Source organism: Desulfomarina sp. (assembly GCF_054039375.1).
The window spans coordinates 18,142-29,108 of the sequence record NZ_JBPLBA010000092.1; the positions used below are offsets into that span (position 1 = coordinate 18,142).

Below are 10,967 nucleotides of genomic sequence, written 5' to 3' on the forward strand. Positions count from 1 at the left end.
TGATTTTATTAAACTTATCCGTTTTTTTTCTTTTCCTTCAGTTTTGCCTGGAGAAGAGCACCTAAGGAGCCCATACCGCTGCTTTTCTTCTTTTTATCTTTGGAGATATAGGTGCGATATTCATCCTTTTCTTTCTGTTCTCTGCCTTCCTGGGAGACATAGTCGGCGGGTACAAGGCTTATTCGTCGTTCATCCAGGTCAACCTTTTCAACTTTGACATCGATATTCTGTCCTTCTTCCAGTACTTCTCTCGGGTGATGGATTCTCCGACCGTTACCCAGTTTTGAAATATGGACGAGTCCGTCAATTCCGGGTATCAATGTAACAAAGGCACCGAACTGGGCCAGACGGGCGACCGTCCCCGTGTGGGTCGATCCTTCAGGAAAATTTTCCACCGCGGAGTCCCAGGGATTTGCAAGAGTTTCCTTATAGCTGAGTGAGATTCTGTTATTGTCCCAGTCAAGTTTTTTCACTATGACACTGACCTTCTGGCCGACAGTGAAGCAGTCGCTGACGTCCTCCACCCGGCTCCAGCCGATTTCTGAAATGGGAATGAGTCCGTCAATCCCACCGAGATCCACAAAGGCACCGAAATCCCTGATGGAGCTGATTTCTCCCTCAACGCTCTGTCCTTCGGCAAGGGTTTCTTTCAGCTTTTCGCGTAATTCTTCCCTTTCCGCTTCCTGGATGGCCCGTGCTGAAAGGACAATATTTCGTCCGCCCTCTTCGAAGCGGCTGATAAGAAATTTCATATGGGTGTCCAGGTACTCTCCAGCCGCATCATCCACTCGCCTGAGGCCCATCTGGGAATATGGACAGAACCCCCGGATATTGCCACCCAGAGTGATTTCAAAACCACCCTTTATCTCGGCTTTGACAAAGCCTTCAACAGGAATTCCGCCGTGGAAGGCTTCCTCAAGATGGGCTGCAGATGATCCGGACCCCAGGGAGGTGGTGAAGAGCATTTCAGCTCCCTTTGATTGGAGAAAATAGACATCAACCGTTTCGCCGACTGATTTTGTGAACTGGTTTTCCTCATTTTTGAGTTCAGAGCTGTTCAGAATGCCTTCACTTTTGCCGCCAACATCGAGAAAGGTTGTCTCTTCCCCAATCGAGACAATGGTTGCCGTTATTTTCTGACCGGGAGTCAGGTGTCGCAGTTTTTTTGTTTCTTCCACCTTGAATAAATCTTCAAAACTCTCATTCTGGGACATTGCTTTTTCCTGTGTTGATTTCCTGATGATGGGATTGAGTTAAGGAGCCAGGTTGTCTGACTGCCAGGGACAGTGCAGTCTCGTGCTCCATAAAGACTATTTTTTTCAGGGTCAGTTCGTTGAGAAAGGTTAGCAGTTGATTTTTGTTGATCGTGGTAAATACACGTAAAATTTCTGAAAAACTTTTCGGAGTATGGCAGAAAAGGTAGATGGCGCGGGAAAGTCCTTTCAGTCTGTGCTGCAGCACCCTGCCATCGGCAAATTCCTGGCGGATAATGAGAAATGTTCCACCGTCCCTGACAGTCAGTACTCCATTTTTTCTGTCTGCTCTCTTAGCATGAAAATGCTGCCAGCGCTCTATCTTTTTTATGACCGGTTGCCATAAGTGCTGCTGGTGACCACGGTCCCCCCGGTATCCGAGAATGAGCTGCCACAGGGACTGGTGGTAATTTTTTGGAAATAGTTTTTTAATTTTATGGTGAACCATGGTGGAGTGGATACCAAAATCCTGGCAGTTGCGATGCATGGGCGAGGAATGGCCGAGAAAAAAACGGGCGGGACCGAGTGGAGAAAAGGGAAGGACGAAATCCAGGTTTTCCAGGGTTTCGTTGATCTCTTCAGGAGTTGTTCCCGGAAATTCAACAATGAGATTACCTTCAACCCGGATACCGTATTCGCAACATAACTTCATTGCGGCAATATTGTCCATGACAGTTGTTCCCTTTCGCATCTTTTTGAGGAGTGATCCGGAAAGGGATTCAATACCGATCTGCACCGTGTCCAGACCACCCTTCCTGTAGGTCTGCAGTCGTTCAGGTTTGGTTATGGTTCTGATTTCCGCAAAAAAATTCAGATCGACAGTTTTTTCTGCCAGGTTGTGAAAAAAACTGTCAGCTTCTCTTATGGGCAGGGCATTGTCAGTGAAGGTGAAATTGAGGCATTCATGGCGGCGGGAAAGGTGTTCTGTTTCTGCCATCATTCTTACACTGTTTTTCCAGCGGTATTTCTGCCACTGGAGATTGAGGTTGCAGAACGAGCATTTGTTCCACCAGCAGCCCCTGGAAAATTCGACCGGCAGTAAAGGAATAAATGGCTGGTCGGGAAAAACTGTGGATATTTCCTGGAAATAAGGTGAGTAATCAGGCACGGGAAGCGTATTGAGATCCTGAATTTCTTGGCCGCAGGTGAGATAGCGGGTAGCCGGTTTTTTGTTGTTCTGCAGGGTTCTGACGAGAAAGAGCAGGGGAAGCTCTCCTTCTCCGTCAATAAGGAAGTCGATCTGTGGAAAATGGTCAAGCAGCGATCTTCCGATCTGGTCATTGCAGGAAGAACCTCCAAAAAGTATGGGGACGCGGCAGACCTTTTTGATTTCTGAGGCCATATATAGAGAGGGAAGGAGCTGGCTGAAACAGACTGAAAAACCTACCAGGTCATAGTTGCTCCAGTTGACGGTTTTCAGCCACTCTGCCGCCTCTTTTTGGATCCGTTCTGCCAGTGCATCAAATTTCAGGTGGCTTTGTTTTGTGCTCAGTTCTGTGGAAAAGAGTGTTTCCGCACTCTCTTTCTGCGATTTGAAGAGCAGGGAAGAGAAAAGGGCTTCCCCTGCCCAGATGTTGGCGGATATTTTTCTGTATGCATCTGTACCTACGGCTCTGGCGATATGCAGATAGGGATGAAAGGTGTCAACGGTACAGGTTTCCTGCTCCCTTTCCAGGAAAGCCTTGAGCGTTGCCAGCTGGATAGAGGGACGGTTGAAAATTGACCAGGGCATGGAGATCAGCGCCAGTCGAAACGGGGGCCTGTCAGCCATATTACTGTTCAATGATTTCAGTGTTTTCTGGTGGAGTAAAAGAGAACATGTCTCTTATCGCTTTTTCGTCCAGATCCTTTAAGGGATCGATCTGGATATCGCTGAAGCTGAGAACAGTTTCTGTGCCGAAATGATCAAGAAGGGTAATCCTGCGAATAAGAGAGTCTCCTGTAACCCACAAGTGGATATTTTCAATCTGGGCGTGGGGAATTTTGGGAACCAGCCTGATAACACTCATTCCATCCCTGTGTCCGCCGATATCAGGATCCGGTGGCAGGATATAAAAATCATCTGTCAGCCTGGAATGACCAATAAAAAATGAGTAGGTCAGGTCATTTTTCAGTTTTTCTGCAGGGGTGACAATCATCTGGTGCAGCTTTTCAAAATACATGGAAAAGAGTCTGCCGTCACTGACGAGTACCTGACGGTCGGGACTGGTATAATCCCATCGCATAAGTCCCCTGTTATTATCTTTTAAAAAAATGGCCCTGCCTGACCCCTTTCGGGGGCGTCCCGTGAGTTCTCCCCTTGTCTGCTGGTAAAACTGGAATGAGATACTTTTAATTGTATCGATTCTGGCCTGGAGTCTTGCAGCTGTTTTTACAGGTTCGACAGGTGGTTGTGTTGCGTAAAGTGGATAAGTCAAGCTGAGAAAAAGCAGGAAAAAGCTGAAGGCAAAGGGAAAAGTTTTACGCATGATCTATCCGGGCAAGTTGAAGATTGATGTTTTTCTGAAAAAGGGATGCGGCCGTCTGCATGCTTGTTTCGGTAAGGTCAGAAAAATAGTAACTGCGATTTTCATTTGTATCCATGTCCAGCTCCGGTTGTTCTTCAAGGTAATTCTTAAGTTGCGTGGCCAATGCAGTGGAGGAATCTATGAGCGTGACTTTTTTGCCGATTCTCGGTTGGATCAGATGGCGGAGAAGAGGATAATGGGTGCATCCGAGTATAAGAGTGTCCAGCTGTCTGTTCTTCAGACTGTGGAGATATCTTCGCAGGATCATCTTTGTCTCTCTCTTGTTTATCCAGCCTTCTTCCACCAGGGGGACAAGAAGAGGGCAGGGTTGTGAGAAAACACGGATATCCGGTTTCAGTTTTTTTATGGCCCTGTCGTAGGCCCTGCTGCTGATTGTGGCCCTGGTACCGATGATACCTGTTCGGCCGTTTCTGTCGGCTGCTACTGCCTGTTCTGCGGCAGGAGTAATGACCTCGAAAACGGGAATATTGAATGTTTTTCGTATTTCTCCCGCGGCCACGCTTGCTGCTGAATTGCAGCCGATAACGATGATTTTTGCCCCTTTTTTCACGAGAAATTCCGTATTTTCCAGGGAATAATGAATCAGAGTTTTCCTGCTTTTACTGCCGTAGGGTGTTCTGGCAATATCGCCAAAATAGACGAGTGAGTGACGGGGCAGGATCTGCTCAATGGCATGGGCGACCGTCAGCCCGCCGATACCTGAATCAAAAATGCCGATCATGGGGGGTCAGTTGCAAAAAAATTAGGCTGCCGTTCAGGCAGGGATGCCACTTAATGAGTTGGCCTTACTGGCAGCGGCACCTGTGAGTAGTTACGTTATATTCAACCTGCTGCTCATCTATACCAGAAAAAAACGGGTGTAACAAGCGGCTCTTTTTGTGTAATTGGTCACAGGTGCCGGGCTTTATGACTTTATTTTGCAGAACCGCAAGAGTTTTTTCGCAGATATTGACAGAGGACTCAAGGAGAATTAAGTTACCTTCCGGTTGATACCGGAGAAAACCGGTCATTGATGACCGGGACGGGAATATACAGCGAAATATTTGATGTAATTACTCACGGGTACCGCAGCTTTTCACGGTCTCTTTTGTCCGCATAGTAGGCTATAACGAACAAAAGAGCCTGCAAAAATCCGCGGCACCTGTGAGCAATTACAGTTCAGAGGTAATAAAATCACATAATTGCTACTTCTGTGAGTAGTTACTATTTGATGAGTGTTTAAAAGAATAAAAAAACAGGTGATTACGATGCCGGTTTACGAGTATGAATGCAGGGAGTGTGAAAAGGTTTTTGAAGTTCAGCAGCGGATGTCTGATGATCCTCTCACCAATTGTCCGGAGTGTGACGGACCGGTGAGAAAACTGGTTTCAATGAGTTCCTTTCAACTGAAGGGTGGCGGATGGTATGCCGATGGTTATTCCAGTGTGGCCGGTTCTGCAGAGAATTCCAAAAAAACGGAAAGTCCGGCTCCAGCCTGTCAAAGTGGTGGAAGCTGTTCCTCATGTCCGGCTGCCGCCGGGTGATAATGCAGGGGAAGAGAGAGATGATCCTGAATCCGTAACAAAAAAACGCATTTTATTACGGATTCAGGATTGGGTCTTTTGCAGGCAGTTTACCTGAAAATCCTCGGCTGAGGGTTGTATTGCCGCAGTCGGAATTTTCATTGGCTTTTTGCGGCCGAGCCATAGGGTCCGGCCATGCCGGTTTACCTGATAATCCGCGGCTGATGGTTGTGCTGTCGCAGTTGGGATTTTCATTCATCTGTTGCATTTGAGTCATACTGTCCAGTCGAGTTGGTCACTATTGCCATGGCATCCCCGTATGAATAAAACCGGTAGTCCTGACGGATTGCTTCCTTATAACATTCAAGCAGTGTTTTACGACCACAGAGGGCCGAGACAAGAAACATGAGCGAAGAATCGGGTAGATGGAAGTTGGTGATAAGATTATCGATGACCCGGAATGGGAAGCCTGGGTAAATATAAAGATCACACCAGCCTTTTGTTGCTGTCGGTGAGCCGGTCTGTTGAGCTGAAAATTCCAGTGCCCTGACAGTAGTTGTGCCTACTGCCCAGATTTTCCCTCCGTCCGCTTTTGTCTGCAGAATTTTTTCCACTGTTTTTTCCGGCACTTCAATATACTCACTGTGAATAGTGTGTTTCTCGATGTTTTCCGTACGCACGGGAGCGAATGTTCCATATCCCACATGCAGGGTAATTGTTCCCAGCCGGGTTCCCCGCTGTCTGATTCTGTCCATAAGTTCATGCGTAAAATGCAGACCGGCGGTCGGGGCGGCAACCGCACCTGCTTTTTCAGCATAGACTGTCTGGTATCGCTGCAGATCATCGGGAGTGGTTCCTTTTTTTCTGGAGATGTAGGGTGGAAGTGGTACCTGTCCTGAATCCTGCAGGATCTGTTCGAGTCTGTTTTTATCCTTACAATTGATCAGGAGCTGCACCTTGCCGTCGGCAAGCAGCTCGTTTACGGTGCAGGAAAGAGTCGCATTGATGGTAATAGTGCTGTCGGGTCTGGGACGTTTGGAACTCCTGACCAGTGCCGTCGCTGTATATTTTTTTATCCTTCTGTCCCATTTCGGATAGTTCAGAAGAAAAACTTCCGCTTTTCCTCCAGTTTCCTTTTGACCAATCAGTCTTGCGGGAAACACGCGGGTATTGTTCATCACCAGCATATCCCGGGGGTCGATCAGATCAGCAATGGCCTTGAAACGGCGGTGTTCGATTTCTCCACTCGTTGTCCGCAGAACCAGAAGCCTGGAGTTGTCCCTTCTGTCGGCAGGATACTGGGCAATGTTTTCAGGTGGCAGGTTATAATTATATCCTTTCAGAGAAAGGTCATTTTCGGTTATGTTCATGTTAATTATTAATTTTCGGTGCCTGTGAGCAATTTTTGATCAGAGGCAGCAACTCTTTGTTTCAGCCATCAGACTGGCGTGTAGATACCATGATTCTTGCTGTTACTGCAACAAAATTGGAGCTGAAGCCGTTTCTTCAGCTTGTTGAACTTGAAAGAACAGTGTGTCTGTCCCTGGTGACCGGAGTCGGGCCGGTGGAGACGTCTGTGCGCCTGGCCCTTTTTCTGGCAAGATGTGATACAAAAATTAATCTGGTTATTAATTTCGGGGTGGCGGGAGCTTACGTCGGGCAGTCCATCCATCCGAAACTTCTTGATATCTGCATGGCTGAGGAGGAAATTTTCGGGGATTTCGGCTTTTGCTCGGGTAACGGTGTTGAATATTTCGACAGCCCTGAATTCGGAAAAAACCGTTTTTCGCTGGATCGGCAGTGGCTGAAAAGAGCGAAACAGATACTGGACAAAAACAGGATTTCCTGCTGGTCGGGTTCCTTTATTACCGTGAACTGCGCTTCAGCAACCCGCCATCGGGGGAATATGCTTCAGCAGAACTGGGCGGGGCTCTGTGAAAACATGGAGGGTGCCGCTGTTGTCCGGGTCTGTAGTGAATTTGATCTTCCCTGCCTGGAAATCCGGGCAATTTCGAATTATGTTGAAGACCGTGATCCTGTCAGCTGGCAGTTGGAAGCGGCATGTGAGAAGGCGGCCCACGCCGCACATATGATTATAAAAACACCAGAATCCTTGAGGTTCGATGAAAATGGAGTCCCTCAGCCTGGGGTATTCCCCCTGTCCAAATGACACCTTTATTTTTTACGGTCTTGTTCATGGGAAGATTTCTCTTCCCGGATATCGTTTTCAGGACCCTGTTCTTGAAGATGTGGAGCAACTTAATTTACGGGCACTTGAAGGGCAGCTTGATATAACGAAACTGTCTTTTCATGCTCTGGCCCATGTGCTGGATGATTATTGTGTGCTGGGATCAGGTTCTGCTCTGGGCAGGGGGTGCGGCCCTCTGCTCGTCGGTAGAAAACCCTTCGCCTTATCTGCTCTGAAAAACAAAAGAATTGCCATTCCCGGGAAATTGACCACGGCGGCTCTGCTTTTGCGCATGTTTCTGCCAGACTGTATTGACCTGGTGGAGATGCGTTTTGACCTGATTATGCAATCGATTGAAAATGGTACGGTTGAGGCGGGGGTGATTATTCATGAGTCCCGTTTTGTTTACGAACAACATGGTCTGGTCGCCCTTCAGGACCTGGGACAATGGTGGGAGGATCTGACCGGTCTGCCGCTTCCCCTCGGGTGTATCGCCATGAAAAGAAGTCTTGGCGACAAAGCGGGTGCTGCGGTGGAGCAGGCTATCCGGAAAAGTGTACAGTATGCTCTTGCCCATCCTGAACATTGCCTGCCCTATATTCATAAGCACAGCCAGGAGCTGACGCCTGATGTGGTGAAGAACCACATTAATCTCTATGTTAACGACTATTCTGAAAATCTTGGTGAGGAAGGTATTGAAGCTATATCCAGATTCCTGCAAAAAGGTCACGAAGCTGGTGTCCTGCCTCCGACCGGCAGACCTTTTATGGTGCAATGAATATGGAATTGTCTGATTTACCACTATTTGCTGTTGTCGGAGCGTGTGGCAAGGAAAAAGATTTTTTCATCCGTTGGCTGCGCACAAGTCTTGAGGAAAATAATCTTGAGACACTTGTGATTGATGAAAGTGCGGCAGAGAATGAGCGGGATCTTTACTCTCTCTCGGTTCGGGCTGATGTTGTTTTGATTTCGGGAAAAACAGATTTTGATCTGCAGGAGATCAAAGTGAACTGTCATCGGAAAAAAAAGGGTGACCTGTGTTGTTCCGGCATGGATTTCAAGAGCCGGGAAGCTTTTCTGGCAGAATTCCTGATACATCTGGATAGCCTTGTCTATCGCATTCCCCTCTGGGCCTGTGTTCTCATCGGGGGAAAAAGTTCCAGAATGGGCAGGCCGAAACACTTGCTGCCCGGTCCTGACGGCAGGTCCTGGCTTGAACGCACTGTTGAAACCCTGCGTCCTTTTGTGACTGATATTATTATTTCCGGTGCTGGAGAGGTACCAAAAGGGTTAAGCACGCTCCGGCGTTTACCCGATGCAATCGGCACAGTCGGGCCCCTGGCCGGCATTCTGTCCGCGACCGGATGGCTGCCAATGGCCTCCTGGATCCTTGTCGCCTGCGATATGCCCGATATTCAGAGCAGGGCCCTTGCGTGGCTGGCGGGACAACGGGCTGCCGGTCGCTGGGGGATTGTCCCCAGGTTGTCGGAAGATGGTTTCCTGGAACCGTTACTGGCCTGTTATGATATGCGGGCGGCAACAATTTTTGAAGAGCTGCGGCAGCAGAATATTATGAAGATAAGCAGGGTGGGAGTTCATCCGAAAATATATAATCCCGTGATTCCCGGTGAACTGAACGGGAGCTGGAGAAATATCAATACTCCTGAGCAGCTGGCAGATATGAAGATGAAAGGTAATTGGTCACAGGGATAGCAACTGTGTGATTTTATTACTTCTGAACTGTAATTGCTCACAGGTGCCGCAGATTTTTGCGGACAAAAGAGACCGTGAAAACTGAGGTACCTGTGAGTAATTACGATGAAAGAGACCAGGATTTAATAATAACTAAATCCTGCAATTGGCAAGTTTACCGAAGATGCGAGGTTCAATGGCGCTGACGTATAGACATACTTCAAGCCATTGAAAACGAAGCAGATTCGGTAAAATTGCCAATCCCGCAGGGCAAAGAAAATGAAAAAATTTACTATCACTCAAAAAGTGAATGACCAAATTCATTAAATACATCTTAATACATTGAAATCAAATGATATTTATATTTTTTCATTTTCTGAAGTGCAGGATTTAGGTAATATGTTTCATCACAGTGCAGTCCTTACAGACTTTTATCTTCTCTTTCCAGGTTTTCTTTGCGGCGCATTCACAGATGGTGCCGTTTATGAACCAGCAGAACTCACCTGAGTCAAACTCCCAGGCGGGACAGTTCATCTTTTTTTCCTCCGGGCACTTTTTCAGATCCCAGCAGTTCAGTTTGGCAATTGTTTTTCTTCGTTTGCGAAAGATCAGAAAGAGCAGTTGTCGTTCGACATGTCCGGGAATACTCCTCCAGCCCTGCTCGTAGCTGCAGACAGCTTTGAGGGAAATGCCGAGAAGGGTGGCGATTTCTTTTTGTGTCTTTTTTAATTTCTTTCTTATGGCTGAAAAATCGCTGCTTTCCATGGGCATCCTGTAGGTTGACATTTAAAAAAACGGCTCTTTAAAGTGCTACACTGTAACACATAAATCTGGCGACTGCAATCATGGGACATACCGCAATTGCTCACAGGCACCGCAGCTTTTCATGGTCTCTTTTTCCTGTATAGAACAGGCTGCAGCGAACAAAAGAGCCTGTAAAAGTCTGTGGCAGATGAGCATTACAGTTAAGACCTGAATCCTGCAATTGGCAAGTTCGGAGTTTTTGCTGGCGCCTGTCCATAGTTGGTCTTTTTGCCCGATATCTGCGTTGCCCGAAAAATTTTATCCTTGGAATATCAATTATATGCCTGCGGTAAAAATTCCCGTGCGCCTTGATCTCTAACAAAATCCTCATTTCTGGACAGACACTCGTCAACTTGCCGGAGATGTGAGGTTCAGGGGTGCCGACGCACGGGCATACTTCAAGCCAATGAAAACGAAGCAGGTAAGCAAGCCTGCGAGACTCCGGGTTCGGTAAAATTGCCAATCCCGCAGTCCAAAGAAAATGAAAAAATGTACATTCAGCCAAAAAGTGAATGGCCGAATTCACTAATTATATCATAACATATTGAAATTAAGCTATAATTTCATTTTTCCATTTTCTGAAGTGCAGGATTTAGGTAAGAGGTAATAAAATCATGGAGGTACTGCCCCTTGTGAGCAGTTACGAAATACCGGTTGTTGACGGTTTGGAGTGTAACTGGTCACGAGTATCAGGTTGAGTTCAGTACGCAAATAGATTTTCTTTTTATTTTCAGGGAAAGAAGGATATAATTATTTCTAATTACATACAAAACTCATCTCCAGGCTGGCTGAGTTTCATGGGCAATCAGGCAAGAGACCTTGAAAAGCTGGAATGTCTGTGAGCAAGTGCCAATTTCTGTTATTATCTCAATTAGTTAAAAAATACTCATCAATTCAGGGAGAATGCTTAGTGCTTAATTTTGGAAACGAGATTACCGATTTTGATCCGCATTTTAAAATTTTCCATGATCTCATGCCATTCAAGGTTCAGGAGATTCTG

Annotated in this window: 10 protein-coding genes; 4 read left to right on the forward strand and 6 right to left on the reverse strand. The window is 46.9% G+C overall.

Annotation, left to right across the window (positions count from 1 at the left end; all coding sequences use genetic code 11):
• Window positions 1-14: 14 nt before the first annotated feature.
• Genes rpsA through murI form a run of 4 tightly spaced genes read right to left on the reverse strand, consistent with a single transcriptional unit; the run spans window position 15 to window position 4,502 of the window.
• On the reverse strand, window positions 15-1,214 hold the full coding sequence (gene rpsA / locus ACXLDX_RS04910; protein WP_457576078.1) for a 30S ribosomal protein S1: 1,200 nt from the start codon (window positions 1,212-1,214) through the stop codon (window positions 15-17).
• Window positions 1,201-3,024 (reverse strand): RiPP maturation radical SAM C-methyltransferase, encoded by a 1,824-nt coding sequence (locus ACXLDX_RS04915; RefSeq protein WP_457576079.1) that lies wholly within the window; start codon window positions 3,022-3,024, stop codon window positions 1,201-1,203. The genes rpsA and ACXLDX_RS04915 overlap by 14 nt, the downstream gene beginning before the upstream one ends.
• Before the next feature lies 1 nt (window position 3,025).
• Window positions 3,026-3,721, reverse strand: a complete 696-nt coding sequence (locus ACXLDX_RS04920; protein WP_457576080.1) for a LolA family protein — start codon at window positions 3,719-3,721, stop codon at window positions 3,026-3,028.
• A complete protein-coding gene (gene murI, locus ACXLDX_RS04925; RefSeq protein ID WP_457576081.1) occupies window positions 3,714-4,502 on the reverse strand; it encodes a glutamate racemase in 789 nt (262 codons plus the stop codon). The genes ACXLDX_RS04920 and murI overlap by 8 nt, the downstream gene beginning before the upstream one ends.
• Window positions 4,503-5,028: 526 nt before the next feature.
• On the opposite strand from murI, the gene ACXLDX_RS04930 reads away from it, so the two are divergent.
• Window positions 5,029-5,304, forward strand: a complete 276-nt coding sequence (locus ACXLDX_RS04930) for an FmdB family zinc ribbon protein (RefSeq protein WP_457576082.1) — start codon at window positions 5,029-5,031, stop codon at window positions 5,302-5,304.
• A 230-nt stretch (window positions 5,305-5,534) separates the two neighbouring features.
• Here the strand turns inward: ACXLDX_RS04930 and queA are convergent, their stop codons facing one another.
• Window positions 5,535-6,653, reverse strand: coding sequence for a tRNA preQ1(34) S-adenosylmethionine ribosyltransferase-isomerase QueA (gene queA, locus ACXLDX_RS04935; protein WP_457576083.1), 1,119 nt, complete (start codon window positions 6,651-6,653; stop codon window positions 5,535-5,537).
• A 56-nt stretch (window positions 6,654-6,709) separates the two neighbouring features.
• Between queA and mqnB the strand changes: the two genes are divergently transcribed.
• Genes mqnB through mobA form a run of 3 tightly spaced genes read left to right on the forward strand, consistent with a single transcriptional unit; the run spans window position 6,710 to window position 9,184 of the window.
• Window positions 6,710-7,453, forward strand: coding sequence for a futalosine hydrolase (gene mqnB / locus ACXLDX_RS04940; protein ID WP_457576084.1), 744 nt, complete (start codon window positions 6,710-6,712; stop codon window positions 7,451-7,453).
• Window positions 7,407-8,249, forward strand: coding sequence for a menaquinone biosynthesis family protein (locus tag ACXLDX_RS04945; RefSeq protein WP_457576085.1), 843 nt, complete (start codon window positions 7,407-7,409; stop codon window positions 8,247-8,249). Before mqnB ends, ACXLDX_RS04945 begins: the two co-directional genes overlap by 47 nt.
• 2 nt (window positions 8,250-8,251) lie before the next feature.
• Entirely contained in the window at window positions 8,252-9,184 is a 933-nt protein-coding gene (mobA, locus tag ACXLDX_RS04950; protein ID WP_457576086.1) for a molybdenum cofactor guanylyltransferase, read from the forward strand.
• Window positions 9,185-9,553: 369 nt separating this feature from the next.
• On the opposite strand, the gene ACXLDX_RS04955 is transcribed toward mobA, so the two are convergent.
• Entirely contained in the window at window positions 9,554-9,928 is a 375-nt protein-coding gene (locus ACXLDX_RS04955; RefSeq protein WP_457576087.1) for a helix-turn-helix domain-containing protein, read from the reverse strand.
• Window positions 9,929-10,967 lie beyond the last annotated feature (1,039 nt).

Coding starts and splice junctions, on each gene's coding strand:
- rpsA (WP_457576078.1), bottom strand. CDS start 1,214: ATGTCCCAGAATGAGAGTTTTGAAGATTTATTCAAGGTGGAAGAAACA.
- ACXLDX_RS04915 (WP_457576079.1), bottom strand. CDS start 3,024: ATGGCTGACAGGCCCCCGTTTCGACTGGCGCTGATCTCCATGCCCTGG.
- ACXLDX_RS04920 (WP_457576080.1), bottom strand. CDS start 3,721: ATGCGTAAAACTTTTCCCTTTGCCTTCAGCTTTTTCCTGCTTTTTCTC.
- murI (WP_457576081.1), bottom strand. CDS start 4,502: ATGATCGGCATTTTTGATTCAGGTATCGGCGGGCTGACGGTCGCCCAT.
- ACXLDX_RS04930 (WP_457576082.1), top strand. CDS start 5,029: ATGCCGGTTTACGAGTATGAATGCAGGGAGTGTGAAAAGGTTTTTGAA.
- queA (WP_457576083.1), bottom strand. CDS start 6,653: ATGAACATAACCGAAAATGACCTTTCTCTGAAAGGATATAATTATAAC.
- ACXLDX_RS04945 (WP_457576085.1), top strand. CDS start 7,407: ATGAAAATGGAGTCCCTCAGCCTGGGGTATTCCCCCTGTCCAAATGAC.
- mobA (WP_457576086.1), top strand. CDS start 8,252: ATGGAATTGTCTGATTTACCACTATTTGCTGTTGTCGGAGCGTGTGGC.
- ACXLDX_RS04955 (WP_457576087.1), bottom strand. CDS start 9,928: ATGGAAAGCAGCGATTTTTCAGCCATAAGAAAGAAATTAAAAAAGACA.